Here is a 25,667-nt window from a genome sequence, read left to right as displayed (position 1 = left end):
CAAAAAGCCCGACCCCTCTCGGGCTCGGGCTTTTCAGCGTTAGGCGGTGGCACTAAATAGCAGCACCACCCAACAAGCTCACATCATGCAGCGATGGCAGCATCACCCATTTTCTGACGAAGCTTTTTCATGGCGTTCTTTTCGAGCTGGCGAATACGCTCGGCGCTCACCCCGTAGACATCGGCCAAGTCATGTAACGTGGCTTTGTCATCGGTCAGCCAGCGGCGCTGGAGGATATCCCGAGAGCGGTCATCCAGTGCCTGCAAGGCCAGCTGAAGGCGGCGCGTCGAATCCTCTTCGAAGTCGCTATCTTCCAGCTGCGTCGCCGGGTCTGCCGAAGCGTCGTCGAGGAAGTAGGCAGGTGCCTGATAAGCGCTCTCGTCGTCATCGCCGGGCGCTGCGTCGTAGCCAGCGTCGAACGCCGACAAACGGCCTTCCATGTCACGCACGATTTCCGGCTTGACGTCCAGGTCCTTGGCGATGGCGTTGACTTCATCGTTGTTCAACCAGGCCAGACGCTTCTTGGCGCTGCGCAGATTGAAGAACAGTTTGCGCTGTGCCTTGGTGGTAGCAATCTTGACGATACGCCAGTTGCGCAGCACGAACTCGTGGATTTCTGCCTTGATCCAATGCACCGCAAAGGACACGAGGCGCACGCCCTGGTTAGGGTCGAAGCGCTTGACGGCCTTCATCAGGCCAACGTTTCCTTCCTGGATCAGGTCGGCCTGGGGCAGGCCGTACCCCGAATAGCTGCGCGCGATGTGGACAACGAAGCGCAGATGCGACAGCACCAGACGACGCGCCGCTTCCAGGTCGCCTTCGTCATACAGGCGAAACGCCAACTCGCGCTCTTCTTCGACGCTCAAGACGGCAATGCCGTTGACCGCCTGAATGTAGCCGCCCAGGTCGTTGCCTGGTGACAGCTGTCCCACCGGTAGAAGACTAGTGCTCATGTGCAAACGGTCTCCCTTAAAACCTTTCGTGGTCGACGCGCGGGCAATTCGAGGCCAGCGCATCTGGAATTGACTGATAAGACCCTGATCAACCGCCAAGGTTCACAAGGCCAGTGCATCAGCGGCAGTAAACTCTTCAAGCCTATCACTGGCCGATTAAGCTGAGATGACATGACCGTGAATGCTCTGCGCCAGCGCCGTGACACCTAGCGCGGGCGGATGCTGGAAAGGTGGCGAGTCACTGCCAACCATGCCCCTAACCAGCCCAATAGTGTACTGCAAGATAGCAGAATTGTAGAGCCCGTCACATCCAGCTGCGGCAAAGTGAAGCTGGCGCCATAGCTGGCTGCCAGGGCCGCTACCGGCAGCGATAACCAGTGATTCCCCAACCCCAGCAACCCGAGCGCAATCACGCCTCCCCCAATGCCGTACCAGGCACCACTGTAGAGAAATGGCCGCCTGACAAAGGCATGGGTGGCCCCCATGAGCATCACCACCTCGATCTCTCGGCGACGACTTTCCACCGCCAGGCGTATGGTGTTGCCCACCACCAGCAAGACGCCAAAGCCGAACAGAACGCCCAGCGCCAGCGCCACCCGGCGTCCCAGCTCGGCTAAATGGCGCAACCGCTCCACCCAGGCCAGATCGACACGAACTTCGTCTACGCCAGTGAGGGTTTCGAGCCGATGGGCCAGCTCCGCCATGGCATCGGGGTCGACGCTTTGCGGTGCGATCACGATGCTGGTGGGCAACGGGTTGTCATCCAGCCCCGCCAAAGTGTCATCGATACCCAGCGACTGCTGGAATTCGGCCATGCCCTCTTCCGGGCTGATCATGCGCGTCTGCGCCACGCCTTCATCTGCCACGACCGCCTCTTCTATGCGCGCCGCCTGCGCTTCGTCCACGGCAACGTCGAGGTAGACCGTCAGCGTCGCACTTTCATCCAGCTCGGTATTCAGCAGGCGAGCGCTGTCCAGTGTCAGCCAGAGCGCGGCCGGGAGCACCAGCGCAATCGCAATGGCCAGCATGGTCAGCAGGTTGCCCAGCGGCTGGCGCACCAGCCGGTACAGGCTGTCGATGGCCATGGCACGATGGTGCCTGCCCCAGGCACGCAGGCGACTGCTGAAACGTGTCTGCTGCGAACGCGCCCCCTTGCGTGCTGGCGCTTCGCTCGGTGAAGACGGGGTGGGTGCAGCGCGTTTGGCTCGCGGGGCAGCGCCACCCTGGCGCGGCGTGGCAGGGTGGCGGGGTGTCGAACGCTTCATAAGGCTCCCTCGTCACCCACCAGACGACCATCCTGCAAACGCAGAATGCGGTGACGCAACCGGGCAATCAGCGCCAGGTCGTGGCTGGCGATCATGATGGTCGTGCCAATCCGATTGAAATCCTCGAAGAGCCCCATGATATCCGCCGATAGCTGTGGGTCGAGGTTACCGGTGGGCTCATCCGCCAGCAGCAAGGCTGGCTTGTTGACCACTGCCCGCGCAATGCCCACCCGCTGCTGCTCACCACCAGAAAGTTCGATGGGCAGCGCTTTCTCGCGATGCAAGAGACCTACCTTGTCGAGGGCGGCACGCACCCGCCGGGCGGCCTCTCGTGGCTCGACGCCCTGGATTTCCAGCGGCAGCGACACGTTGTGGAACACGCTGCGGTCGAACAGCAGCTGGTGGTCCTGAAACACAACGCCAATCTGGCGGCGGTAGAACGGCACCTGACTGGGGTGCAGCTGGGCAATATCGTGCCCCGCCACCACCACCCGGCCCCGGCTAGGAGTTTCAAGACGCATGATGAGCCGCAGCAGCGAACTTTTGCCTGCCCCCGAGTGGCCGGTCAAAAAGACCATTTCGCCTCTGGCCACGCGGAAGTTCAGGTGCGCCAGCGCATCAAAGCGCCCTCCATAGCGCTTACCCACATGCTCGAAGGCAATCATGCGCGGCCATCGTCTCCCTGGCGGTCAAACAGTGCGTTGACGAAATCGTGGGCATCGAAGGGGCGCAGGTCGTCCAGACCTTCACCCACGCCAATGAACCGGATGGGCGTCTCCAGCTGTTTGGCCAGCGCGAAGATGATGCCGCCCTTGGCGGTACCGTCCAGCTTGGTCAGCGTGATGCCACTGATCGGCACCGCTTCATTGAACGTGCTGGCCTGGGAGATGGCGTTCTGGCCCGTGCCCGCATCCAGCACCAGCATGACCTCGTGGGGTGCGGTGTCATCCAGCTTCTGCATGACACGGTGCACCTTCTTGAGCTCTTCCATCAGGTGGCTCTTGTTATGCAGCCGCCCGGCCGTGTCGGCAATCAGCACGTCCACCCCACGGGCCTTGGCCGCCGCCACCGCATCGTAAATCACCGATGCGCTGTCCGCGCCGGTGTGTTGAGCAATCACCGGAACGCTGTTGCGCTCGCCCCAGACCTTCAACTGCTCCACGGCGGCCGCCCGGAAGGTATCCCCCGCCGCCAGCATGACGCTCTTGCCTTCGCGCTGAAAACGCTGGGTGAGCTTGCCGATGGTGGTGGTTTTCCCCACCCCATTGACCCCCACCACCAGAATGACGAAGGGCCCGCCATTGGCGCTCTGGACATCCAGCGGCGTGGAGACCGGCCCCAGCAGCGCGGCCAGCTCTTCCTGCAAGCCGCGATACAGCGCCTCCGGGTTGTTCAGTTCCTTGCGGGACACCCGCGCTTCCAGGCGCTCGATGATCTCGCTGGTGGCTTCGATGCCCACATCGGCCATCAACAGCTGGGTTTCCAGGTCTTCCAGCAGCTCGTCATCGATATGCTTCTTGCCCAGAAACAGATCGGCCAAGCCATCGGTCAGGTTGGCGCGGGTCTTGCCCAGCCCCGACTTGATGCGTGCAAACCAGCCCTTCTTCTCGCCCTGCTCGGCCACCGGCTTCTCTTGCAGCGCAGGCTTGACTGGCGCTGGCTCTGGCTCTGGCTCTGGCTCTGGCTCTGGCTCTGGCAGAGTATGTTCCACAAGCTCACTGTGCACCTGCTCTTCGTTTTGGGGCAGCGGCGCCTCTTCCTCGGTGGCTGGCGGAGATAGCGGCTCATCCAGCGCCTTGGCGCTGGCGGGCTCGTCTTCGCGCGGCACCTCTGGCGCGGCTTCTTCCGCCGCGGGAGCCGGTGTGTCACGCTCGCTGACGGGGGGCTCAGCGCCTAGCGACGGATCCTGACTTTCCTGCGGCTCCGGCTGGGAGTCGTGCTTTTTCTTGCGTTTGAAAAAACCGAACATAAGGGTCATCCGACTGAATAGGTGAACATTGCGATTATCCTACCACCGCAGGCCAAGACTTTGGATAAGTTGCCCGCTACAATCCGCGTCATGAAACGACAACGCTCCTCTCGCTCAACGCCTCGCGGCGCTTCTGCATCCCATGGCACGACTCGGCCACCGGGAAAATTGCGCATCATTGGTGGTGACTACCGCCGCCGTTTGCTGCCAGTACTCGACCAGCCTGGGCTGCGCCCCACGCCGGACCGAGTGCGTGAAACCCTGTTCAACTGGCTGGGCCAGGCGCTTTACGGCCAGCGCGTCCTCGATCTGTTCGCAGGCACCGGTGCGCTGGGTATCGAAGCGCTCTCCAGGGGAGCGGCTGCCGTGACCTTCGTCGAGCGCACCCCGGCGGTGGCGTCACTCATCGGCGACAATCTGGCCACCCTGGGCACACTCAAGGGGCACGTGGTGACCCAGGAGGCGCAGGCATTTCTCGCCCAGCCCGGCGACCCCATGGCGCTGGTGTTTCTCGACCCCCCCTTCCATCAGGGGCTGGCAGCACCTTGCTGCGCCCAACTGGAGGCAGGTGGCTGGCTGGCCGACGACGCCATGATCTATCTCGAAACCGAGCACACGCTAACCCCGGAAGTCCCGGCCAACTGGCAGTTGCATAGAGAAACCCGGGCGGGTGAAAGCGTTGCCCGACTCTATCGCCGCGGGCCTGCGTAAAGCGCTTGCCGACGACTCTCCGCAGCGTTACGCTCGGCGCATCGACATCGTTATTCATTCCCATGTCGGCAGGCCGCTGCCTGCCGATCGTCACCGGAGGTAGGCATGAGCCTGGAGCTTTTCAATCAGTTGGAGCAGAAAGTCACCGACACCGTCGAGGCGTTGGAGATGATGAAGTTGGAAAACGAAGAGCTTCGCAATGAAAACAGCCAGCTGAAGCAGGAGCGCGAAGAGTGGGAGCGTCGCCTGCAGGGTGTCCTGAGCAAGTTCGACGGTATCGAAGGGGGCAGCGCCTCTTAAGGCAATGACCGCGACATCAGCAGCGCATCTTCTCGCCCGGTCGTCCCCTCAGCGGCCGGGTAGTAACCTTTACGGCACCCATCCTGCGCGAACCCCGCTCGACGATAAAGCGCCATGGCCCGCTGGTTGCCAGCGCGCACTTCCAGCAATAGCCGCTCGGATGACCACTGCCTGGCCACGGCCACGCAGGCGTCCAGCAGCTGCCGCCCCACTCCTCGCCCCTGCGCCTCAGGGCTTACGCCAATGGCCTGCAGCTCGGCATCGAAGGGCAGCCTGACCAGCAGCGCATAGCCCAGCAGAACGCTCTCTTGCCAATACCCTGCTACCCAGGCTTGCTCGTCCTGCAGCGCTGCCAGCAACTGGGCGCGACTTGCTCCGCTGCGCGCCTGCGCTTCGAGCGAGCACACTCCTTCGGCGTGCTGGCCATCAAGCCGAGTGATCATGCGGGCTCCATTGCTGCCCCAATGCCACCAACCGTGGCCACAGGGCACGTTTGGCCCCGGCCTGCTGCATCAATGCCGATAACCCTGGCGCCTCCCATACCGGCAAGGACAAGCTGCGGCTCCGCCCATCGGTCAGGGCCATCACCTGCGCCATGGCCGATGCCTCGACGGCATCGCTCGCGCCCCACCAGAGCACGTTTTCCAACGCCCAGCCCTGACGGCTGGCCGCGCCGGAGACGAAGGCAGCCAGTCCCTCCTGGGCTTCTTCCAACGGGTCCTCTGGGGTAAATGCGGTGGCCATCGGCGGCCATTTGAAAGTGACCACCGTGGGCAGCTCACCTTTCAAAAGTCCTGCCGCACGCAGCATATTGGCCAACAGCTGCTGCTCGGGAAGCGACATGTCGCCTTCGCACAGGCTGAGCCAGCGGCCACCGAGACAGACGCAGGACAGGCTGAACTCCAGCGGTTTGGCCACTGCCTTGGGGGTCTCGGGCACGGCATCGTCTGACGCTTGCGGCGCAGGCGTTTCGACAGGCTGGCCGCCCAGCAGCGCGCGCACCGCCTGGGGGGCGGCATGGGAACTGGCAGGCGCGGGGGCGCTGGCCTCTGCCGCAGCGGGCCGTGGGCGCGGCGGCGGAGCATCGTCCAGCAGGGCGTGCAGGCGCTCGCGCGGCGGCGCCTTGGCAGGGGCGTCTTCCCATTCACAGGCTTGCGTGGGGAGTGCGTTGGGCAGTTGATAGCGGGAGGCCCAGGCGGTAATGCCCATGGCCTCCAGATAGTGCCTTCGCGCGGCTTCCGGTGTCACTTTTCGCCGCCACGACAGTTGGGCGAATCGGGGCGCGCACCGCCCCGGGCCTGCCACTCGGTGGGCGTGTAGAGGTGCAGCGCCAGGGCGTGCACCGGCCCCGACAGCTCGTCGGCCAGCAGCGCATAGATCTGCTGGTGGCGTTTCACCGGCATCATGGCTTCGAAGCTGTCGCTGACCAGCGTGACCTTGAAATGCGTTTCAGAGTTGGCCGGCACGTTGTGCATGTGGCTTTCGTTTTCGACCTGGAGCAGCTCAGGGGTCAGCGCCGCCAACTTCTGCTCGATCTGTGTCTGTATCGCCATGGGGCGTTCTCCTTCTGTCCGCAACGCCACCATTGTACGCCCTTACTTGCCAGCCGACGATGCCCGCCGCGCCAATAACGCCTGCTGCGCCACGCGAATACGCGACAGGCTGGCCAGCAGCGCCAGGAGCGTGGTAGCCGCCCCCAGCCAAAGGGTCAGTTGAACGGGCGCCCCTAGCGCCAGGGCAGCCCCCACCAGGGCCACCCCGAAAGACTGCCCGACCGTGCGCATGGTGCTCATGACCCCTGACACATTGGCGCTACGCTCCGGCGGCAGGCTGCCCATCATTTCGCGGTTGTTGGGCGGCTGAAACAGGCCAAAACCGATGCCGCACAGCGCCGTGCGCCACAGGCTTCCCGCCACGCCAGTGCCTTCATCGACCTGCGCCAGCGCCACCAGCCCGATGATCAGCAGCACCAGGCCCGTGCTCGACAGCAGGCTAGGGTTGATACGATCTGCCAACCTGCCCGCCAGCGGCCCCACCAGCATGATGGCCAGCGGCCACGGGGTGAACAGCCAGGCCGTCTCCAGCGGTGAAAAGCCCATCTGCTCCTGATAGAAAAACGACAGCGCCACGAAGGTCAGCCCTTGGCCGATAAACGCCAGTCCAGAAGCCGACACGGCCAGGGTAAAACGCTTTTCGGCAAAGACGCTCAGCGGCAGCAGCGGATAAGGGGCGTGCCGCTGGCGGCGGATAAACAGCCCGCAAGCCAGCACGGCCAGCAGTGCCCATCCCCCGCTTTGCCACAGGGGCGCAGCGTGCCCAACGGCGTCCATGGCCACGAAGAAGCTGGCCAGCATCAGCATGGAGTAGAGCGCCCCTAGGGTATCGAAGGCGCCCTGCCGGGGAATGTCGCGTGGCAAGGCCCGACCCGCCAGCCAGAGCGAGCAGAGCCCCAGGGGCACGTTCAGCGCAAACAGCCACGGCCAATCGGCGAACGACAGGATGACGCCACTCAAGGTCGGGCCAGCCGCGTAGCCCCCGGCCACCACCAGCGCACTCAAGCCGAGCGCGCTGCCCAACAGCCGCGACGGGAAGATGGCTCGATAGAGCGATGGCCCTATGGAGAGGGTGGCGGCAGCGCCCAGCCCTTGCAAGGCGCGAAACACCAGCAATGACTCCCACTGGCGGGATAACGCCGCCCCCAGCGAGGCGGCCATGAAGAGCCCGATGCCGAACAGATACAGACGCCGCCGAGTGACCAGCTCGCTGATACCGGCAAACACCAGCAAAAAGGCGGCGCATACCACTTGAAACAGGTTGGTGATCCAGACGGCCCGAGACGCCGGGATATCCAGGTCGGCGGCAATCGTCGGTAACGCCAGGTTGATCATGGTGGTATCCATGACCGCCATCAAGGTACCGGTCACCAAGGCCAGCACGGCCAGCCGTCGCTCCGGCCCGGGCAGGCCGTCGTCACCAGGGCGAGTTTCGAACAGTCGCATGGTCATCACTTCCTGAACAACCCCCTCTGAAACGGCGAAACCGGCCGAAGCCGGTTTCACAGTGCGCTTACGCTAAAAATAATAGCACGCTAATCTTGTTCGTTGTCGAGCAGCAAGGCATCGTCAACGTCAGAGATCTCGAGGGCCGTCTCGTCATCCAGGTCGATGGCCAGATAGCTGTGCTCGACGCGCAGGAAATCCTCGAACAGTGCCCAGTCGAGTTTTTCGGGCCACTGGCGCTCATCCTCTTCCCAGGCGCGCAGCTCGGTTTCCAGAATCTCCACGTGCCGGTCGCGGACAAACGTCTCCAGCGCCTCCGGGGTATCCATTTCGGGAATCAGATACACCGTGCTTTCACGCTCGACGTCGGCCAGGGTCAGGTCGTCGTCTCCCATGATGGGTTCGAGCGCATTGATCCAGTCCACGAAGGTCTGGGTCGGCCTGACGCTCAAGGCAGAGCGATTTAGCAGTTTCATGGGATTCTCCTCGCCGTCGAAACGTTGACCATTATGGGCGCTAAAACGCGCCCTTACCAACTTTTCGTCCGCCCGTGCGACGTTTAACGTTAATCAACCTCGGGGCGCATCGCCGGGAACAACAACACGTCTCGAATGGAGGGACTGTCGGTAAACAGCATCACCAGCCGGTCGATCCCGATGCCTTCGCCTGCCGTGGGCGGCATGCCGTACTCCAGAGCGCGAACGTAGTCGGCATCGTAGTACATGGCTTCCAGGTCCCCGGCGTCTTTTTCGGCTGCCTGCTCACGGAAACGCTCCGCCTGGTCTTCGGCGTCGTTCAGCTCCGAGAAACCATTGGCGATTTCACGCCCACCGACAAAGAACTCGAAGCGGTCGGTGACGAACGGGTCGGCGTCGTTGCGACGCGCCAAGGGGCTCACCTCGGCGGGGTATTCGGTAATGAATGTGGGCTGGTCGAGCCTGTGCTCGGCCACTTCCTCAAAGATCTCGGTCTGCAGCTTACCCAGGCCCCAGCTCTCTTTCACCTTGATACCAAGCTTCTCGGCAGCCGCACGGGCCGCTTCCAGCGTCGCCAGGTCGGCCTCGGTAATGCCGTCGCCGTGATCCAGAATCGCCTGGCGCAGGGTCAGGCGCTTGAAGGGCTGGCCGAAGTCGTAGCTGGCCCCCTGGTAGGTAAGCGTAGTGGTGCCCAGTACTTCCTGGGCTGCCGTGCGCAGCATGGCTTCGGTCATGTCCAGCAGGTCGCGGTAATCCGCGTAGGCCCAGTAGAACTCCACCATGGTGAACTCGGGGTTGTGGCGCGTGGAGAGCCCTTCGTTGCGGAAGTTACGGTTGATCTCGAAGACCTTCTCGAAACCGCCGACCACCAGACGCTTGAGGTACAGCTCGGGCGCGATGCGCAGGTACATGTCGATGTCCAGCGCATTGTGGTGGGTAATGAAAGGGCGCGCCGCAGCTCCACCGGGGATCGGCTGCAGCATGGGCGTTTCCACTTCCATGAAGCCGCGCGCTTCGAAGAAGCGCCGCATGGAGCTGATCACCGCCGCACGGGTTTCGAATACCTTGCGCGACTGCGGGTTCATGATCAGGTCTACGTAACGCTGACGATAGCGCGCTTCCTGGTCGGTCAGGCCATGGAACTTGTCCGGCAGGGGGCGCAGGCTCTTGGTGAGCAGCTGCGCTTCCACCATCATGACGTAAAGGTCGCCCTTGCCGGATTTGTGCACCGGGCCGCGGGCCGCGACGATATCGCCGATGTCCCAGCCCTTGATGTCCTCCAGCACGTCTTCCGGCAGCCCTTTCTTGTCCACGTAGAGCTGAATCTGGCCAGCCACATCCTGAATCACGATGAAGGGGCCACGCTGGCGCATGACACGACCCGCTACCGACGCCTGATGGTCAAGCGCTTCCAGCTCGGCCTTGTCCTTGTCACCCAGCAGTTGCTGTAGCTCTACGGTCAGGCTGTCGCGGCGAAAGTCGTTTGGAAAGGCACTCTTGCCCTGCTCGGCCGCCCGCTCACGGCGAGCTGCGAGCTTGGCACGGCGCTCGGCGATCAGGTGATTTTCATTGTCGAAAGAAGACGCGTCTTGGTTGGCCATCGGGCACCCTATTCAAATTCACACGCTAAAAAGATTACAGACCCTGCTTCAGGCTGGCGACGATGAACTGGTCCAGATCGCCGTCGAGTACCTTGTCACAGTTGCTGGATTGAACGCCGGTGCGCAAATCCTTGATGCGCTGATCGTCCAGTACGTAAGAGCGAATCTGGCTACCCCAGCCGATATCGGCCTTGGAGTCTTCCGCTTCCTGCTTGGCAGCGTTGCGCTTTTGCATTTCGAATTCCCACAGCTTCGCTTTCAACTGCTTCATGGCGAAGTCGCGGTTGGCATGCTGGCTACGCTGGTTTTGACAGGCCACCACGATGCCGGTGGGCTCGTGGGTGATCCGCACCGCCGAGTCGGTGGTGTTGACGTGCTGGCCACCCGCACCGCTGGAGCGGTAGGTATCCACGCGCAGGTCCGACGGGTTGATCTCGACCTCGAAGCTGTCGTCGATTTCTGGCGACAGAAAGACGGAGGCAAACGAGGTGTGGCGACGACCACCCGAGTCGAAGGGGCTCTTGCGCACCAGACGATGGACGCCGGTTTCGGTACGCAGCCAGCCAAAGGCATGGTCACCCTGAATATGCAGCGACGCCGACTTGATACCCGCGACTTCCCCGGCAGAGATTTCGATGATCTCGGTCTTGAAGCCGTGGCTTTCGGCCCAGCGCAGGTACATGCGCAGCAGAATGTTGGCCCAATCCTGAGCTTCGGTGCCGCCCGATCCTGACTGAATATCCAGATAAGCGTTGTTCTCGTCCATTTCTCCCGAGAACATGCGGCGAAACTCGAGTTTTTCCAACGCATCTTGCAGCCCGGACAGCTCCTTGCGGACTTCCTCGACCGTGGCCTCGTCTTCTTCCATCTCGGCCAGCTCCAACAGGTCGCGGCTATCCGCCAGGCCCTGCTCCAGCTCGTCGATGGTGGCCACGATGGCTTCCAGGGAGGCCCGTTCCTTGCCCAGTTTCTGGGCGTATTCCGGGTCGTTCCAGACGTTGGGGTCTTCGAGCTCGCGGGAAACTTCTTCTAGCCGATCTTTACGCTCGGCATAGTCAAAGATACCCCCTAAGAACGTCTGTCCGCTCAGACAGGTCCTTGATCTGGTTGTGAATCGGGTTGGTTTCCAGCATGGATCGCCCTAATCTTGGTCGGTAAATAAAGCTCGCTGACGCGGGGGTCGCCTCGCGCCGCAAAAGAGACAGTCGCCGTTGGGACGGCCTGGCCACCTGAGACGGTGCCCGCCACCCCAACGGCGACATTCTGGCAGGCATTGTAACCAAACCCGCTGCCAATCGCACCCACCCTGAGAAAGCAAAAAACCCGGCCGAAGCCGGGTCAGTCGATCAGTAAGCGCGAGCCGTCACATCAGAACCGATAGGTCAGCTGAGCACCGAAGCCATGGGCTTCGTTCTTGTAGTCAGCCGAGTAGTTCACCCCGCCAATGGGCTGGCCGCCGGTTTGTGCGCTGGCCAGCAGGTCGCGCCGTTCTTGCTCGACGAAGGTGCCACGCTCGGTCAGGTAGGAGTAGGCGAAATCAAGCGTCAGGTCTGGCGTGGGGCTCCAGCCTGCGCCAATCGAGAAAATGCGCCGGTCATCTGACGGAATACGTACGCTGCGGAACTCATCGCTGGTGGGCGTGAAGTCGAGCGTGACGCCTGCACGCAGGGCAAGCTGCGGTGTCAACTGGTACTCGCCACCGGTCGCGAACGCCCAGGCGTTGGAGTAATCCTGCTGCTCCTGGGTAATGGTATCGCCCTGGCTGCCCTGGACCAGAATCTGATCGAAGCGACTCCAGCGTACCCACGAAGTGCCAAACATCAGCTTCAGCCGATCACTCATCTGTTGCGTCAACGAGAAGTTGATGGTTTCAGGCGTGGTCAAATCCAGCGTTGCATTATCATCCGCCCGCACCACGTTGCCCGCAGGGTCACGCGCCACGAAGGTGCCATCCAGGGTGTAGTCCACCTTGGAGCGATAGGTCAGGCCGAACGTGGTTTCAGGAACAGGCTGATAGATCACCCCCAGGTTGTAACCCCAGGCATCGTCATCCCCTTCCACGCGAGAATCGACATCCGTGGCCGGGTCGAACCCAGGCCCCGTGGGCAGCTGACGACGCAGCTCACCGTCGACGCGGTTATAGGTCACACCGGCACCTACCGACCACTGGTCGTTGAAGCGGTAGGAAACCGTGGGCTGTGCACTGACCACGCGGATTTCGGTGTAGTCGCCAAAGTAACGGCCCTGGAAACTATCTTCGTAGTCGGTTTTGGAACCAAAGGGAGCATACACGCCAAAGCCAAAGGCCAAGCGGTCATTGACCGGCTGAGCATAGAAAGCAAACGGTATGAGGGTGCCTGGCACCATGTCGCCATCGTTGGTACCGGGTACGCCACCAATCGGCACCTGCATACCGGCAGGTGCGCCACCCACCGCCACGCCCGCATCAAGTGTGCGGCTGGCTTCCACGTTACGAATGTCGGAGTTCACGTTCAGGTAAGTACCGCCCGCCGTCACCTGGGCGCGATCCAGGAATGACATACCCGCAGGGTTACCGAACACGATGGTGGCGTCGTTGACGTTCGAGCTACGCCCAGCATGGCCATAGCCCTGGCCACTGACGCTCTGTTCGTTGATCTGGTACCCGCCCGCCTGCGCCTGGCCAGTGAAGGCCACCGCTGCGATGGCAGCCGCAAGGGTCAGCTTCTTGAAGTTATTATTCATGGTGGGCCTCTCTCCCGATGATCCGTCGGACGGTGCGTTCCATCCGCATTGTTCTGACACCTAAGTTTTCGCCCAATGTAGGGTTTGGTTCAAGGGCAAACGAGCGTTTTATTTTGTTTTTTACTTATACATTAGTCGCACGGTCGTTTGAAATCAGTGTTTTAGTCATTTCGATGGAGATAAGGGCAGCCCTTGACCTATGGGTTACCCAAGGGTTTTACACTATCTTTTTCGAAAGCGGTGTCAAAAAGGAGGCTTCGTGAGCGCCATCAAAGTCGGTGAACTGGCCAAACGCGGTGGCGTCACGGCGGAAACGGTGCGTCACTACACCCGTGAAGGCCTCTTAACGCCGAGCAGGCATCCAGACAATGGCTATCAGCTCTACACCGCTGGGGACCTGGAGCGCCTGCACTTCATTCAGCGCGCCCGCAAACTGGGTTTTAGCGTAGCCGAAATACGCGACATTCTGGCCCATGCCGACCAGGGCGACTCGCCCTGCCCGCTGGTACGCGACCTGCTGGCCCATCGCCTGCCGCAAATCAGGGCGCGCATTGCCGAGCTGGAAGCGCTGGCGCACCGCATGGAGCAGGCGCTGGAGAGCTGGCAGGCCATGCCCGACGGCACCCCCGATGGCCACAGCCTGTGCCGCTTGATCGAAAGTTTTCCCGAGGATGCAGCATGCCCCAACGCCCCGCACCGCCCACAACGCTGACCCGCACCGTGCCCGGCATGAACTGCCAGGGCTGCGTCAAGCGCATGCGGGAAGCAATTCTCGCCGAGGACGCCACTGCCGAGGTAATCGGCTTCCCAGCCGACAAACGCCTGGAGGTTGCCACCACCCTGAGCATGACGGCTCTGGATGACGCCCTCGCACAGGCAGGCTACCCCCCCAGCGAGCTGGCCCCGCCAGCTGTTGACGACACCAAAACCGAGGTCGAAGGTAACGACTCGACGGCAGCGACCCACACGGCTGACACGCCACGCTCCCGCCAAGGCAGCCAGCGAATACGCTTGGCCATCACCGGCATGACCTGCGCCAGCTGCGTCAAAAGCGTCCAGAAAGCCTTGGAACGCGCACAAGGCGTGGATACGGCCAGCGTCAATTTCGCGACCCATACCGCCCAGGTATTTGGCCATGTCGATGCAGCAACGCTGCTGGCCGCCGTCGATGCCGCAGGCTATAGCGCCGAACCGATTGTCGATATGCGCGCCGCCGAAGAGACGCGTGCAGAACAAGAAGCGCGGCTCTATCAAACGCGCCTGAAGGGTAGTGCGTACTCACTCGCCTTGGCGCTACCGCTCATGCTCAGTATGTTTTTCTATCACCCACACCCGGTGGGGATGGGGCGCTTGTTCTGGCTGGTGATTGGCCTGCTCACCCTGGCCATCCTGGTCTTTCCTGGTCGCCATTTCTTTGTGAATGCATGGAAGAACCTCAAGCATCATCAAGCCAACATGGACACCCTGGTGGCCATGGGCACCGGCACCGCCTGGCTCTACTCCATGGTGGTAGTGGCCTTTGCCCCCTGGTTGCCTGATGTGGCGCACGGCATCTATTTTGAAGCCTCTGCCATGGTGATCGGCCTGATTCTGTTGGGCAATGCGCTGGAGCTCAAGGCCCGCGGTCGCACCAGCAACGCCTTGAAACGCCTGCTGGATCTGCAAAGCCGCACGGCGCGGGTGGTGCGCGATGGTAAAGAGCAAGAAGTCGACATCGACGCAGTCCGTCAAGGCGACCACATCCGCGTACGCCCCGGCGAGCGCCTGCCGGTGGACGGCAAAGTGCTGGAAGGCGAGAGCCATATTGATGAGTCCATGCTCACCGGTGAGCCGCTGCCCATCAAAAAGCGCATGGGAGACGACGTCAGCGCTGGCACCGTGAACGGCAAAGGCAGCCTGGTCTACCAGGCCACCCGCGTCGGGGCCGATACACGCCTGGGGCAGATCACCGAGCAGGTGGCCAGTGCACAGAACTCGCGCCCGCCGATTGGCGAGCTGGCCGACAGGATTTCGAGTATCTTCGTGCCCTCGGTGATGATCATTGCCGTGCTCACTGCGCTGGCCTGGTTCAACCTGGGCGCCGAGCCTCGGGTGATCCACATGCTGGTCACCGCCACCAGCGTGCTGATCATCGCCTGCCCCTGCGCGCTGGGCCTGGCCACACCGATATCCACCATGATCGGCGTGGGCAAGGCCGCTGAACAGGGAGTGCTGGTCAGAAACGGTGAGGCCCTGCAAACCGCCAGCAAACTCACCACCCTGGTGGTGGACAAAACCGGTACGCTGACCGAGGGCAAGCCCCGCGTGACAGACGCCGAGATACTGCACGGCGATGCCAACACCGCACTCGGCTATGTCCTGGCACTAGAGCGCCGCTCGGAGCACCCGCTCGCCGCAGCATTGACCAACTATAGCGAAGCAGCGGGTGCCAAGGCTGCTGAGATTCGCGGCTTCGATAGCGTGACCGGGGGCGGAGTCAAGGCGCGTACCGAGGATGGCCGAACGTTGCTGCTGGGTAACGCACTGCTGCTCGTCAACGAAGGCGTCGACCTGACGGCTGGGCAGGCCATTGCCGGCCCACTGGAACACAAAGCACGCACGCTGGTGTATCTGGCGGTGGACGGCCAATTGATCGCCCTCTTCGGCATCAGCGACCCGCTGCGCAGCGACGCCAAAGCGGCCGTCGCGCGACTGCAGCAAGAAGGCGTCAACGTCATCATGCTGACAGGAGACCATTCCCACGCCGCTGCTGCCATTGCCCGGGAAGTGGGCATCGAGGAGTACCGTGCGGGGCTATTACCAGAAGACAAACACGCCGAAATCGAGCGCTTGCAGCAAGCGGGAGAGATCGTTGGCATGGTGGGCGATGGCATCAACGACGCCCCGGCTCTGGCGCGCGCCAACGTGGGCTTTGCCATCGGCCAAGGCACCGATGTCGCCATCGAGAGTGCGGGAATTACCTTGATGCGCGGCTCGCTGCACGGGGTCGCGGACGCCATCGCCATCAGCCGGGCAACGCTCACCAATATCAAGCAGAACCTGGTGGGCGCGTTCGGTTACAACGTGCTGTGCATTCCTGTCGCCGCCGGTGTGCTGTACCCGTTCACCGGCATGCTACTCTCGCCCATGATTGCCGGGGCCGCCATGTCGCTCTCTTCCATCACCGTGGTGAGCAACGCCAACCGCTTGAGGCGCTGGCGCCCGGCCACTGCCCTATCGCCACAGGAGCCACGATCATGAACCTACTGGTGAACCTGATAGGCCTTGCGCTGATCGCGGCCATCGTCTGGTGGTTCTGGGGCGGCACGCCACGCTGAGCAAGGCATCAGCTCACGCCGATGTAACGCCCTGGTTTATGGTTCAATGCAATGATCAGGTTGAGCGTCAGCGCGCCGAGTACCGAGTACCCCACCCGGTCCAGCGGAAGCTGGGTCAGGGCGATGAGCAGAATGACGGCGTCGATTCCCAGCTGCACAAATCCTGCCCGCAGGCCATGCTTGTCCTGCAGGTAGAGCGCTAGAATGTTGATGCCGCCGAGGCTGGTACGGTGGCGAAACAGCATCAGCATGCCGATGCCCATCAGCGCGCCGCCCATCACGGCGGCGTACAGCGAAGGGACGCTTTCAAAGCTAACCCAGCGCTGGGTCAACTCGGAGAATAGCGAGACCAGACCAATGGCGGCAAAGGTACGCAGCGTAAAGCTCCAGCCCATGCGCTTGATCGCCAGATAGTAGAACGGCAGGTTGATGGCAAAGAACCACACGCCGAACCCCCATCCGCTCAGGTAATTCAGCAGCAGCGCCATCCCGGCGGTGCTGCCTGTCAGCAGCACCGCGTGGGTATACAGGGTGACTCCCAGCGACACGAACAGCGTGCCCAGCAGCATCGCCATCACGTCCTCGTAGGGCTTGTGGGGGTCCTTGGGAAGATCTTCCATACGCATCGATGCGTCCTTTTTAGGATTGTTGGAGCGGCCGGGGCATCGGCCAGGGACGCGAGGATAGCGGAGCGCGTCAAACGGGGCTAGCGTGCTCCACCATCAATTGCAGTGCCTCGCGACCGCGCCAGCGGTTGCGGTTGAGCTTGTAGGCGCAGTGCAGGGTGTCGCCCACCCCAAACGAGGGCAGCTCGCCCGGCGTCAGGGCGCGAAACCAGATCGCCTTGCTGGTCACCGCTCCCATGGAAAGCTCCATCATCAGATGCGAGCCTTCGGCCCCCACCGGGCGCAGCGCCTCCACGATGAAGCGCCCTTCGAACAGCGGAGGTTCGAACTCCCGGCCATAGGGGCCCAGGGTCTCGATCTCTTCCAGCGTGGCCAGGCTAAGCTGGGCCGTCGACAGCTCGCCATCGGTCCATAGGCGAGGGTAGAGCGGCATGTTGCCCAGTTGCTCGCCAACGGCCTGCAGAAAAGCCGCCTTGAAGGCCGCCAACTGCTCCCTAGGCACACCGACCCCTGCGGCACCGCTGTGCCCGCCAAAGCGCGGCAGCGCCTCTGGTGCCAGCTCGAAGGTTCTTTGCAGCGCGTCGCGCAGATGCAGGCCGTCGATAGAGCGGCCAGAACCGGTCAGCATGTTGGGCGCAGCGGCCCGCGTCAGTATCAGCGCCGGACGGCCATAGGCCTGTACCAGGCGGGAAGCGACGATCCCCTGCACGCCGGGGTGTCCATCTTCCAGCAGCACCACGATAGCGGGCTCGTTGGCCTCCAGAGCCGCGACCGCCAGCGCCTTGGCTTCCTCGGTCATGTCGGCTTCGATGGCCTTGCGCGACTGATTATCCTGATCCAGCACCTCCAACTGCCGATTGGCGACGCCGTCGCTCTCGGCCAGCATGAAGTGCAACGCTGCATAGGGGTCGTCCAGCCGCGAGCGGGCATTGATGCGCGGGCCCATCTGAAACGCCAGGGTTTCGGCGTTGAACGGGACGCTGTCGGCTCCCAGCCGCGCGGCCATGGCGCGCCAGCAGGCGGCATCCATGCGGTTGATCAGGGTCAGCCCATGACTGACCACCGCTCGGTTGGCAGGGCTGCCCCCCAACGAGACGCAATCGGCCACCGTGCCCAGGGCCACGTAGGAGAGCCAGGGCGAGAGCTTGGGGGTGGCATCCGGCAGCGCGCCCCACTCCACCAGCACGCTACGGGCCAGTGACATCAGTAGCCACGCCACCATGCAGCCTGCGATGGTTTTATCCGGATAGCGACAGTCGCTGCGGGTGGGGTTGACGCAGGCGTAGGCCGAGGGCGGCGGGCCTTCCAAGGGCAGCGCATGGTGGTCGCTGACCACCACGTCGATCCCCGCCGCTTTCAAGCGCGCGATACGCGGCTCATCGGAGCTGCCACAGTCGGCGGTAATCACCAGCGTGGGCAGCGGCTTCAAGCCGAGCGTACGCTCCACCAGCGGTAGGCTGATGCCATAGCCGTCGTGAATACGGTGGCCAATCAGGCTGTGCAGCTTATGCTCGGGCACGCCAAACAGCTCAACCAGAGTGCGCCGGATAACCACATGGGAAGTGATGCCATCGACATCGTAATCGGTCAGGATGCCGATGGACTCGCCTTCGGCGACGGCCTGGGCGATACGCTCCGCGGCGCGCCGACCATCGGCCAGCTTCTCAGGATGCACCAGATAGCGCAGGCTGGGCGACACCAGCGGCGTTAGCTCGCCGGTATAGCCGGGCAGCCGCGACGCCAACAGGCGTGCCTGCAGCTCGCTTAGCCCTTGCGCCTGGGCGCGCATGTAAACAGCCTCGTCCAGGGGACGAGGCTCGAGGCGAGGGTGACTGGCTGAGAGGGGTGACACTGTCGTCATGCCACCTCAGCGACGGTTGTCGGCAACGAACTGCTGCACCGCACCCAGCTCCGCCGGCAGCACGGTGTAGCGCTCTTCACGCTCCAGCAGGTCGTTCATGTGCGTGGGTAGCGGCACGCCCTGGAAGCCCGCCTTGACCACGGCTTCGGCAAATTTCGCCGGGTGGGCCGTGGCCAGGGTGATCATTGGCGTGGTGGTATCCAGACGCGCCCGCTCCGCCGCGCGATAACCGGTGGCGGTGTGGGGGTCGAGAATCTCACCCGTGCGGTGATGGGCTTCGCGAATGACTTCCAGAATCGTGGCGTCATCCACGCTGTAGCTGGCGAATTTCTCCCGCAGCTTGGCCAGCGGCGCATCGGCCAGCGCCGTGGGCTCCTGCTGGAAGCGCTCCAGCAGGGCGGCCACGGCGTCGCCATCGCGCTCGTAGGCATCGAACAGCAGACGCTCGAAGTTGGACGACACGACGATGTCCATGGAGGGCGCCAGCGTGGCAGCCAGCTCCTTTTTGGAGAAGTCGTTGGCCGCCAGGGTGCGATGCAGAATGTCGTTGGCATTGGTGGCTATGATGAACTGCTTCACTGGCAGCCCCATCTTGTAGGCCATGTAGCCCGCAAAGACGTTGCCGAAGTTGGCCGACGGCACACAGAAGCTCACTTCCCGCTGCGGTGCGCCCAGCGCCACCCCGGCGGCCACGTAGTAGACGATCTGGGCCATGATGCGCGCCCAGTTGATCGAATTCACCGCCACCAGCCGGGTGCCGTTCAGGAAGCCCTGGTTGGCAAAGCTGGCCTTGACCATGGCCTGGGCATCGTCGAAGTTGCCCTCGATGGCCACGTTGAACACGTTGTCTGCCAGTACCGTGGTCATCTGGCGACGCTGCACTTCCGACACGCGGTTGTGGGGGTGCAGAATGAAGATATCCAGGTTGTCGCAGTGGCGGCAGCCTTCGATGGCCGCCGAGCCGGTATCCCCGGACGTGGCGCCCATGATCACCGCACGCTCGTCACGCTTTTTCAGGAAATGATCCAGCAGCCGCCCCAGCAGTTGTAGTGCCACGTCCTTGAACGCCAGCGTGGGACCGTGGAACTGCTCCAGCAGGAAGTGGTTGGCGTCCAGCTGCTTCAGCGGCAGCACCGCGTCGTGGTTGAACGTGGCGTAGGCATCGGTGACCAGGCCATGGAACGTCTCGTCGTCGATCTCGCCGTTGACGAAGGGCTTCATGACCCGGAAGGCGATCTCGGCATAAGAGAGCCCGGCCATGCTGGCCAGCTCTTCACGACTGAAGGTCGGAACGGTTTCCGGCACGTAGAGGCCACCGTCGCTGGCCATGCCGGTGAGCACGACTTCCTCGAACGAGAGCGCGGGGGCCTGACCGCGAGTACTGACGTAGCGCATGCTCACTCTCCTTCGTCCAGGGCTTCCACACGAATGCGGGTGACGGGGCCTGCGATATCGGCCATGGCCTCGATTTCGCGGATCGCTGCGTTCATCTGGCGCTCTTTGGTGCGGTGGGTCAGCAGAATGATCGGCACCAGCTCGCCTTCGGTGGCTTCTTTCTGGATCAGCGCTTCGATGGAGATGCCCTGCTCGGCAAGAATCGTCGCCACACGCGCCAGCACACCAGGACGGTCCACTGCCAGCAAGCGCAGGTAGTAGGCCGTGGTGATCTCTTCCATGGGCATGATCGGCAGCTGGCTGACGTCTTCGTCGATGCCGCTGAACGCCAGGTAAGGCACTCGATAGTGGTGGTCGGTGGCGATATCACGCGCCACGTCCAGCAGGTCGGCCACCACGGCCGAAGCCGTTGGCTCGGCACCGGCACCGGCGCCGTAATAGAGCGTCGGGCCGACGGCATCGCCCATGACCGCGATGGCATTTTTCACCCCGTGGACATTGGCCAGCAAACGCTCTTTTGGAATCAGCGTGGGATGCACCCGCAGCTCCAGCCCTTGATCGGTACGCTTTGAGATGCCCAGGTGCTTGATCACATAACCGAGGTTGTCGGCTTGCTCCACGTCTTCGGCGGTGATCCGCGAGATGCCTTCGGTAAAGGCTTTTTCAAACTGCAGCGGCACGCCATAGGCGATGGAGGCCAGAATGGTCAGCTTGTGGGCCGCATCGATGCCTTCCACGTCGAAGGTGGGGTCGGCTTCCGCGTAGCCCAGCGCCTGGGCTTCGGCCAGCACGTCTTCAAAGGCACGGCCCTCGTCCCGCATGTGAGTCAGGATGAAGTTGCCGGTGCCGTTGATGATACCGGCCACCCACTCGATACGGTTGGCACCCAGCCCCTCACGCAGGGACTTGATGACGGGAATGCCGCCAGCAACCGCCGCCTCGAACGCCACGATCACGCCCTTTTCGTGGGCCGCGCGGAAGATCTCGTTGCCGTGCACCGCGATCAGCGCCTTGTTGGCCGTCACCACGTGCTTGCCATTGGCAATGGCCGTCAGCACCAGCTCACGGGCGATGTCGTAGCCACCGATCAGCTCGACGAGCACGTCCACATTGGGGTTGTTGGCCACTTCGAACACGTCGGTGGTGGCGTTGATGCCGGTAATATCGCAGTCAGCATGAATACTGCGGTGAGCGACCTGTTCGATGACGATGGGACGGCCCGCACGGCGACTGATATCGTCCGCATTACGCGTCAGCACGTTGAACGTGCCACCACCGACCGTACCTAGCCCACAAATGCCTACTCTTACCGGTTTCAAAATACTTCCCCTTTCGTGTTGGGTGCCCTTGGGCACCGCCTCGTGATTCAGTGTCTCAGCGCTATGTTCGTCACTCGGGTGACGTTATTCATCTTCCAAGCCTAACATGGCCACCAGCCGCTCGGCAGGCACAAAACCCGGCACCATCTGGCCGCTGGGCAGCACGATGGCAGGGGTGCCTTGAACCCCGAGCGCCTGGCCCAGCGCATACTGCTCGGCCACCGGGTTGTCGCACCGCGCACTGGCGCCAATGGCCAGCCGCTCCTTGGCCTGATTCATCGCTTCGCTGCGATTGTCGGAGCACCATACCTGCTGAAGCGTTTCCGCAGCGGCACTGCTCATGCCCGCGCGCGGGAAGGCCAGATAGTGTACCGCAATCCCGCGCTCGTTGAGCTCTGGAATCGTCTCGTGAAGACGCTCGCAGTAGGGGCAGGTAGGGTCGGTAAACACGATGACCGTTGCCTTGGGCTCACCGACGCCGCGAAAGATGACACGTTCGTCTTCGGGGATGGCGGCCAGCGCCTCCGCCCGCTGCTGATTGCGCGACTGCTCGGTCAGGTTGACCAGCCCATTATCGGCGTTTTCAAACAGATCCCCCACCAGAAAGTGGCTGCCATCAGCATTGGAGTAGAACGACTCACCGCTCTCCAGGCGCACATGGTAGATGCCCTCCATCGGCGTGACGCTGACCTGCTCCACCGGCATCGGCTGGCCATTGACACTCAGGCTTTCGGCCAGGCGGTCGGCCGTGGCGTCCGCCAGGGCCAGCGAGGGCAGCAGGCTGATTGCCAGCACCCACCAGGGGGCACGGGACGCTACACATTCAGGCATACGTTGACGCATTCTTTTCTCAACCTCTTGGATGGTGGTCGGCATGCAGCTGCTCCAGGCGCGCCTGGGCGACGTGCGTATAAATTTGCGTGGTCGATAGATCGCTATGACCCAGCAGCAGCTGTACGACACGTAAATTGGCACCATGATTCAATAAGTGGGTGGCAAACGCATGACGCAGCGTATGCGGCGACAGTGGCCTCGAGATACCGGCCGTGATGGCGTGGGCCTTGATACGGTGCCAAAAGGTCTGGCGGGTCATGGCACGGTCACCCCGACCGGGAAACAGTGCAGGCCGCGTTGGGTCCTGCATCAAGGCAGGACGCGCCGTGCGCAGGTAGCGCTCCAGCCACTCGGCAGCCTCTTCTCCCATGGGCACCAGGCGATCCTTGTCGCCCTTGCCTCGCACCCGCACCACCCCTTGGCGCAGGTTCACCGCATCGCCGGTCAAACCCACCAGCTCGGAAACCCGCAGCCCACAGGCGTACAGCAACTCCAGCATGGCGCGGTCACGCACGCCCAGCGGCGTTTCGATGTCCGGCGCCAGCAGCAGCCGCTCCACTTCGTCTTCTTCCAGCGTGTTGGGCAGGCTGGGGCGCACCCGTGGCAGCGCCACGCGGGCCAACGGGTCGGCATCGATATGCCCGTACAGCCGCGCCCAGCGATAGAAGCTGCGCAGCGACGACACCAGGCGCGCATTGCTGCGCAGCTGATACCCCTGCTCACGGCGCTGGTCGAGCCACACGCCCAGGCGGTCCGGCGAGGCCGTCAACAGCGTCTCGCCCTCCTCCGCCAGCCACTGCTGCCAGGCCGTCAAGTCTCGACGGTAGGCCGCTAGCGTATGGTCACTGGCGCCCTGTTCCAGCCAAAGGGCGTCCAGATAGGCATCGATCATGCTCATACGCAAACGGTCTCACGGTAGAACGATAAACAAAAACCCCGCTCCGCAAAGCGGTAACGGGGTTTTCCGTATCCGAGCGCCAGGCGCCCGTGAAAGCGTGGCGATTAAACCAGCTTTTCCTTGATACGTGCAGATTTACCGCTACGCTCACGCAGGTAGTAAAGCTTGGCTTGACGAACGTCACCGCGACGCTTGACTTCGATGGAGTCAACCAGCGGGCTGTAGGTCTGGAAAGTACGCTCAACGCCAACACCGTGAGAAATCTTGCGCACGGTGAAAGCGGAGTTCAGGCCACGGTTACGCTTGCCGATGACCACACCTTCAAACGCCTGCAGACGCTCACGAGTACCTTCTTTTACTTTAACCTGAACGACGATGGTGTCGCCCGGTGCAAAAGCAGGAATCTCTTTGCTCATTTGCTCGGCTTCGATCGCCTGGATCACCTTGTTCTTGCTGCTCATCTTCATGCTCCTAAATAACGTAGTGGCTTGCCGCGCAGTTGTGGAAGGGGCAAACCGTGATCCCGGCGCTCGAAGCGAGCCACGCGGGAGTCGTTATGGGTGACACAGGTGCGTTGGCCAACGCCTTCGCCCTGCACCGCCGCCATCCTCTAAGGTGTCGTTGTCGACACGACAGACGAGGCGTGTTCCTCGATGAACTCATCCAGCAGCCGTTGCTGCTCGGCATCCAGGGTACGTCCGCTCAGCAGGTCAGGTCGACGCTGCCAGGTACGCCCCAGAGACTGCTTCAACCGCCAGCGCTTGATGGCGGCATGGTTACCGCTCAACAGCACGTCCGGCACTTTGCGCCCATCGATCACTTCCGGGCGAGTATAGTGCGGGCAGTCCAGCAGGCCGTCGTTAAACGAGTCCTCGATAGCGGAGTCCTGATGACCCAGTACACCGGGTATCAACCTTGCCGCTGCGTCGATCAGTACCATGGCCGGCAGTTCGCCGCCACTGAGCACATAATCACCGATCGACCACTCTTCATCGATGTCACTCTCCACCACACGCTCGTCGATACCTTCATAGCGTCCGGCAACCACCACCAGGGGTCCTGCGGCGGCCAGCGCCTGAACTCCCTGCTGATCGAGCTTGCGCCCCTGGGGCGACAAGTAGATCACGGTGGGCGTCAAACCGGTTGCCTGCTCCGCGCGCTGGCGGGCATCGGCAATCGCAGCCCTGAGGGTATCGACCTTCATCAGCATGCCGGGGCCACCCCCGTAAGGGCGATCATCGACACTGCGATGGCGGTCGGTGGCGTAGTCGCGTGGATTCCAGAACTCCAGGGCAATCTGCTGCTTCTCGACGGCTCGACCGATCACACCCTGCTGGGTAATCGCATCGAACATGTCAGGGAACAGCGATACCACGCCAATCCACATGGCGGGCGCGTCTGTCGCACTTTCCACGGGTGCCGGTGAAGTCATCGTCGCATCCGTTTCCGTTCGTTCCGTCAAAGCGTTCTGGCTCATCAAAACTCGGGGTCCCAGTCGACGACCATACGGCCCTCTTCCAGGTGGATCTCAACGATCACGTCATCGGGCAGGAAAGGCAACAATCGCTCTCGCTTGTCGATTGCGTCGTCGTCTCCACGTACCACCATGACATCGTTTGCGCCGGTCTCGAACAGGTAGCTGACCCGTCCCAGCCGCTCGCCTGACTGAGTAAAGACCGCGAGGCCCTCGAGCTCATGCCAGTAATACTCATCGTCGGAAAGCTCGGGCAGTGCGTCCTTGGGCATCAGAATGTCCGCCTGGGCCAGCGCTTCGGCCGCCGTACGGTCATCGACCCCTTTCAGTTGCACAACCAGTCCCTTGCCTTGCCGACTGCCCTGAACGACGCGCATGGGGGTCAACGTATTACCTTGACGCACCCACCACTCAGGGTATTCCAGAATGCTGTCCATGGGATTGGTATAGGAGTAGACCTTCAGCCAACCTTTGATCCCGTGAGGGCTGGTCAGCTTACCAAGCACAACGTGCGTGTCGTCAGTCGGGCTGGTTTCAAAACGCGTCATTGACGACCACTCCACAACAGCATTGATGAACGGCGATATCTCACACAACGCTCAGGCTTACGCCTGCTTGCGTGCTTCCTTGACCAGCTCGGCAACACGACCAGACAGCTGGGCGCCTTGGCTCTGCCAGTGAGTCACACGGTCCAGATCAACGCGCAGACGCTCTTCCTGACCACGGGCAACCGGGTTGAAGAAACCGATACGCTCGATGAAACGGCCGTCACGGGCGTTGCGAGAGTCGGTCACGGTCAGGTGATAAAAGGGACGCTTCTTGGCGCCACCACGTGCCAAACGAATGGTAACCATACGATAACTATCCTTCGGTTGAGGTTACGCGAGTGGGGCATAGCGCCAATGCGCTATCAGAACACTCGTCATACTGTTTTCTTGGTGCTCC

26 protein-coding genes are annotated in these 25,667 nt (G+C 62.5%); 4 read left to right on the top strand and 22 right to left on the bottom strand.

Annotation, left to right across the window (positions count from 1 at the left end):
- Nucleotides 1–83 precede the first annotated feature (83 nt).
- From rpoH to ftsY, 4 genes are all read right to left on the bottom strand, one after another.
- Nucleotides 84–953: an RNA polymerase sigma factor RpoH gene (rpoH, locus tag LG409_RS02265; RefSeq protein ID WP_026001966.1), complete on the bottom strand. Its 870-nt coding sequence runs from the start codon at nucleotides 951–953 to the stop codon at nucleotides 84–86.
- A gap of 206 nt (nucleotides 954–1,159) precedes the next feature.
- Nucleotides 1,160–2,218, bottom strand: coding sequence for a permease-like cell division protein FtsX (gene ftsX / locus LG409_RS02260; RefSeq protein ID WP_227407523.1), 1,059 nt, complete (start codon nucleotides 2,216–2,218; stop codon nucleotides 1,160–1,162).
- A complete protein-coding gene (gene ftsE, locus LG409_RS02255) occupies nucleotides 2,215–2,883 on the bottom strand; it encodes a cell division ATP-binding protein FtsE (RefSeq protein WP_016916020.1) in 669 nt (222 codons plus the stop codon). Before ftsE ends, ftsX begins: the two co-directional genes overlap by 4 nt.
- The gene (gene ftsY / locus LG409_RS02250) at nucleotides 2,880–4,187 is read right to left on the bottom strand and encodes a signal recognition particle-docking protein FtsY (RefSeq protein ID WP_227407522.1); all 1,308 of its coding nucleotides are present in this window, start codon (nucleotides 4,185–4,187) and stop codon (nucleotides 2,880–2,882) included. Before ftsY ends, ftsE begins: the two co-directional genes overlap by 4 nt.
- A 90-nt stretch (nucleotides 4,188–4,277) precedes the next feature.
- Here ftsY and rsmD point away from each other — a divergent pair, with 90 nt between their 5' ends.
- Entirely contained in the window at nucleotides 4,278–4,898 is a 621-nt protein-coding gene (gene rsmD / locus LG409_RS02245; RefSeq protein ID WP_186299164.1) for a 16S rRNA (guanine(966)-N(2))-methyltransferase RsmD, read from the top strand.
- A gap of 105 nt (nucleotides 4,899–5,003) precedes the next feature.
- On the top strand, nucleotides 5,004–5,198 hold the full coding sequence (locus LG409_RS02240) for a cell division protein ZapB (RefSeq protein WP_016916017.1): 195 nt from the start codon (nucleotides 5,004–5,006) through the stop codon (nucleotides 5,196–5,198).
- Here LG409_RS02240 and rimI read toward each other — a convergent pair.
- The 8 genes from rimI to LG409_RS02200 all read right to left on the bottom strand — a co-directional run bounded on the left by rimI (nucleotide 5,195) and on the right by LG409_RS02200 (nucleotide 12,998).
- On the bottom strand, nucleotides 5,195–5,641 hold the full coding sequence (gene rimI / locus LG409_RS02235; protein WP_227407521.1) for a ribosomal protein S18-alanine N-acetyltransferase: 447 nt from the start codon (nucleotides 5,639–5,641) through the stop codon (nucleotides 5,195–5,197). The two genes, LG409_RS02240 and rimI, sit on opposite strands and share 4 nt — an antisense overlap.
- On the bottom strand, nucleotides 5,625–6,446 hold the full coding sequence (locus tag LG409_RS02230) for a hypothetical protein (RefSeq protein ID WP_227407520.1): 822 nt from the start codon (nucleotides 6,444–6,446) through the stop codon (nucleotides 5,625–5,627). The genes rimI and LG409_RS02230 overlap by 17 nt, the downstream gene beginning before the upstream one ends.
- The gene (locus LG409_RS02225; protein WP_039183366.1) at nucleotides 6,443–6,751 is read right to left on the bottom strand and encodes a BolA family protein; all 309 of its coding nucleotides are present in this window, start codon (nucleotides 6,749–6,751) and stop codon (nucleotides 6,443–6,445) included. The genes LG409_RS02230 and LG409_RS02225 overlap by 4 nt, the downstream gene beginning before the upstream one ends.
- A gap of 42 nt (nucleotides 6,752–6,793) precedes the next feature.
- The gene (locus tag LG409_RS02220) at nucleotides 6,794–8,197 is read right to left on the bottom strand and encodes an MFS transporter (protein ID WP_096923341.1); all 1,404 of its coding nucleotides are present in this window, start codon (nucleotides 8,195–8,197) and stop codon (nucleotides 6,794–6,796) included.
- Between the two features lie 89 nt (nucleotides 8,198–8,286).
- Nucleotides 8,287–8,673, bottom strand: coding sequence for a hypothetical protein (locus tag LG409_RS02215; RefSeq protein WP_227407519.1), 387 nt, complete (start codon nucleotides 8,671–8,673; stop codon nucleotides 8,287–8,289).
- Between the two features lie 89 nt (nucleotides 8,674–8,762).
- A complete protein-coding gene (gene lysS, locus LG409_RS02210) occupies nucleotides 8,763–10,274 on the bottom strand; it encodes a lysine--tRNA ligase (protein WP_227407518.1) in 1,512 nt (503 codons plus the stop codon).
- 34 nt (nucleotides 10,275–10,308) lie between these two features.
- Nucleotides 10,309–11,407 (bottom strand): peptide chain release factor 2 gene (gene prfB, locus LG409_RS02205; protein WP_139790145.1). Its coding sequence is split into 2 segments (ribosomal slippage): nucleotides 10,309–11,331 and nucleotides 11,333–11,407, totalling 1,098 coding nucleotides; the frame shifts between segments, so codons are not numbered across the junction.
- Nucleotides 11,408–11,642: 235 nt separating this feature from the next.
- On the bottom strand, nucleotides 11,643–12,998 hold the full coding sequence (locus LG409_RS02200) for an OmpP1/FadL family transporter (RefSeq protein WP_144984703.1): 1,356 nt from the start codon (nucleotides 12,996–12,998) through the stop codon (nucleotides 11,643–11,645).
- Between the two features lie 268 nt (nucleotides 12,999–13,266).
- Between LG409_RS02200 and LG409_RS02195 the strand changes: the two genes are divergently transcribed.
- Both LG409_RS02195 and LG409_RS02190 read left to right on the top strand, forming a co-directional pair.
- Nucleotides 13,267–13,710, top strand: coding sequence for a MerR family transcriptional regulator (locus LG409_RS02195; protein WP_218315029.1), 444 nt, complete (start codon nucleotides 13,267–13,269; stop codon nucleotides 13,708–13,710).
- On the top strand, nucleotides 13,677–16,238 hold the full coding sequence (locus tag LG409_RS02190; protein ID WP_144984706.1) for a heavy metal translocating P-type ATPase: 2,562 nt from the start codon (nucleotides 13,677–13,679) through the stop codon (nucleotides 16,236–16,238). Before LG409_RS02195 ends, LG409_RS02190 begins: the two co-directional genes overlap by 34 nt.
- Before the next feature lie 85 nt (nucleotides 16,239–16,323).
- On the opposite strand, the gene LG409_RS02185 is transcribed toward LG409_RS02190, so the two are convergent.
- The 10 genes from LG409_RS02185 to rpsP all read right to left on the bottom strand — a co-directional run bounded on the left by LG409_RS02185 (nucleotide 16,324) and on the right by rpsP (nucleotide 25,576).
- Nucleotides 16,324–16,941, bottom strand: coding sequence for a YitT family protein (locus LG409_RS02185; RefSeq protein ID WP_227407517.1), 618 nt, complete (start codon nucleotides 16,939–16,941; stop codon nucleotides 16,324–16,326).
- Nucleotides 16,942–17,011: 70 nt separating this feature from the next.
- Entirely contained in the window at nucleotides 17,012–18,730 is a 1,719-nt protein-coding gene (locus tag LG409_RS02180; protein ID WP_422822529.1) for a single-stranded-DNA-specific exonuclease RecJ, read from the bottom strand.
- A gap of 78 nt (nucleotides 18,731–18,808) precedes the next feature.
- Entirely contained in the window at nucleotides 18,809–20,197 is a 1,389-nt protein-coding gene (gene thrC / locus LG409_RS02175; protein WP_039183383.1) for a threonine synthase, read from the bottom strand.
- 2 nt (nucleotides 20,198–20,199) lie between these two features.
- Nucleotides 20,200–21,516, bottom strand: coding sequence for a homoserine dehydrogenase (locus LG409_RS02170; protein ID WP_039183386.1), 1,317 nt, complete (start codon nucleotides 21,514–21,516; stop codon nucleotides 20,200–20,202).
- Nucleotides 21,517–21,600: 84 nt separating this feature from the next.
- Entirely contained in the window at nucleotides 21,601–22,359 is a 759-nt protein-coding gene (locus LG409_RS02165) for a DsbC family protein (protein ID WP_227407516.1), read from the bottom strand.
- Nucleotides 22,360–22,366: 7 nt separating this feature from the next.
- Nucleotides 22,367–23,248, bottom strand: a complete 882-nt coding sequence (gene xerD / locus LG409_RS02160) for a site-specific tyrosine recombinase XerD (protein ID WP_016916000.1) — start codon at nucleotides 23,246–23,248, stop codon at nucleotides 22,367–22,369.
- A 104-nt stretch (nucleotides 23,249–23,352) separates the two neighbouring features.
- Nucleotides 23,353–23,709 carry a 50S ribosomal protein L19 gene (gene rplS, locus LG409_RS02155; RefSeq protein WP_039183391.1) on the bottom strand — a complete coding sequence of 119 codons (357 nt, stop codon included), beginning with the start codon at nucleotides 23,707–23,709 and terminating at the stop codon, nucleotides 23,353–23,355.
- 149 nt (nucleotides 23,710–23,858) lie between these two features.
- Nucleotides 23,859–24,635: a tRNA (guanosine(37)-N1)-methyltransferase TrmD gene (trmD, locus tag LG409_RS02150; protein WP_039183457.1), complete on the bottom strand. Its 777-nt coding sequence runs from the start codon at nucleotides 24,633–24,635 to the stop codon at nucleotides 23,859–23,861.
- An 89-nt stretch (nucleotides 24,636–24,724) separates the two neighbouring features.
- On the bottom strand, nucleotides 24,725–25,270 hold the full coding sequence (gene rimM / locus LG409_RS02145; RefSeq protein WP_016915997.1) for a ribosome maturation factor RimM: 546 nt from the start codon (nucleotides 25,268–25,270) through the stop codon (nucleotides 24,725–24,727).
- A 57-nt stretch (nucleotides 25,271–25,327) separates the two neighbouring features.
- Entirely contained in the window at nucleotides 25,328–25,576 is a 249-nt protein-coding gene (gene rpsP, locus LG409_RS02140; RefSeq protein WP_009098555.1) for a 30S ribosomal protein S16, read from the bottom strand.
- Between the last annotated feature and the right edge of the window lie 91 nt (nucleotides 25,577–25,667).

Source organism: Halomonas sp. NyZ770, from assembly GCF_020616575.1.
Taxonomy (GTDB): domain Bacteria; phylum Pseudomonadota; class Gammaproteobacteria; order Pseudomonadales; family Halomonadaceae; genus Vreelandella; species Vreelandella hamiltonii.
This window is presented reverse-complemented; position numbering and strand designations above follow the sequence as displayed.

What these genes read in the sequence shown, in the direction of transcription:
- rpoH (WP_026001966.1), bottom strand. Translation starts at nt 953, where the DNA reads ATGAGCACTAGTCTTCTACCGGTGGGACAGCTGTCACCAGGCAACGAC.
- ftsX (WP_227407523.1), bottom strand. Translation starts at nt 2,218, where the DNA reads ATGAAGCGTTCGACACCCCGCCACCCTGCCACGCCGCGCCAGGGTGGC.
- ftsE (WP_016916020.1), bottom strand. Translation starts at nt 2,883, where the DNA reads ATGATTGCCTTCGAGCATGTGGGTAAGCGCTATGGAGGGCGCTTTGAT.
- ftsY (WP_227407522.1), bottom strand. Translation starts at nt 4,187, where the DNA reads ATGTTCGGTTTTTTCAAACGCAAGAAAAAGCACGACTCCCAGCCGGAG.
- rsmD (WP_186299164.1), top strand. Translation starts at nt 4,278, where the DNA reads ATGAAACGACAACGCTCCTCTCGCTCAACGCCTCGCGGCGCTTCTGCA.
- LG409_RS02240 (WP_016916017.1), top strand. Translation starts at nt 5,004, where the DNA reads ATGAGCCTGGAGCTTTTCAATCAGTTGGAGCAGAAAGTCACCGACACC.
- rimI (WP_227407521.1), bottom strand. Translation starts at nt 5,641, where the DNA reads ATGATCACTCGGCTTGATGGCCAGCACGCCGAAGGAGTGTGCTCGCTC.
- LG409_RS02225 (WP_039183366.1), bottom strand. Translation starts at nt 6,751, where the DNA reads ATGGCGATACAGACACAGATCGAGCAGAAGTTGGCGGCGCTGACCCCT.
- LG409_RS02220 (WP_096923341.1), bottom strand. Translation starts at nt 8,197, where the DNA reads ATGCGACTGTTCGAAACTCGCCCTGGTGACGACGGCCTGCCCGGGCCG.
- LG409_RS02215 (WP_227407519.1), bottom strand. Translation starts at nt 8,673, where the DNA reads ATGAAACTGCTAAATCGCTCTGCCTTGAGCGTCAGGCCGACCCAGACC.
- lysS (WP_227407518.1), bottom strand. Translation starts at nt 10,274, where the DNA reads ATGGCCAACCAAGACGCGTCTTCTTTCGACAATGAAAATCACCTGATC.
- LG409_RS02200 (WP_144984703.1), bottom strand. Translation starts at nt 12,998, where the DNA reads ATGAATAATAACTTCAAGAAGCTGACCCTTGCGGCTGCCATCGCAGCG.
- LG409_RS02190 (WP_144984706.1), top strand. Translation starts at nt 13,677, where the DNA reads ATGCCCCAACGCCCCGCACCGCCCACAACGCTGACCCGCACCGTGCCC.
- LG409_RS02185 (WP_227407517.1), bottom strand. Translation starts at nt 16,941, where the DNA reads ATGCGTATGGAAGATCTTCCCAAGGACCCCCACAAGCCCTACGAGGAC.
- LG409_RS02180 (WP_422822529.1), bottom strand. Translation starts at nt 18,730, where the DNA reads ATGCGCGCCCAGGCGCAAGGGCTAAGCGAGCTGCAGGCACGCCTGTTG.
- thrC (WP_039183383.1), bottom strand. Translation starts at nt 20,197, where the DNA reads ATGCGCTACGTCAGTACTCGCGGTCAGGCCCCCGCGCTCTCGTTCGAG.
- LG409_RS02165 (WP_227407516.1), bottom strand. Translation starts at nt 22,359, where the DNA reads ATGCGTCAACGTATGCCTGAATGTGTAGCGTCCCGTGCCCCCTGGTGG.
- xerD (WP_016916000.1), bottom strand. Translation starts at nt 23,248, where the DNA reads ATGAGCATGATCGATGCCTATCTGGACGCCCTTTGGCTGGAACAGGGC.
- rplS (WP_039183391.1), bottom strand. Translation starts at nt 23,709, where the DNA reads ATGAGCAGCAAGAACAAGGTGATCCAGGCGATCGAAGCCGAGCAAATG.
- trmD (WP_039183457.1), bottom strand. Translation starts at nt 24,635, where the DNA reads ATGTGGATTGGCGTGGTATCGCTGTTCCCTGACATGTTCGATGCGATT.
- rimM (WP_016915997.1), bottom strand. Translation starts at nt 25,270, where the DNA reads ATGACGCGTTTTGAAACCAGCCCGACTGACGACACGCACGTTGTGCTT.
- rpsP (WP_009098555.1), bottom strand. Translation starts at nt 25,576, where the DNA reads ATGGTTACCATTCGTTTGGCACGTGGTGGCGCCAAGAAGCGTCCCTTT.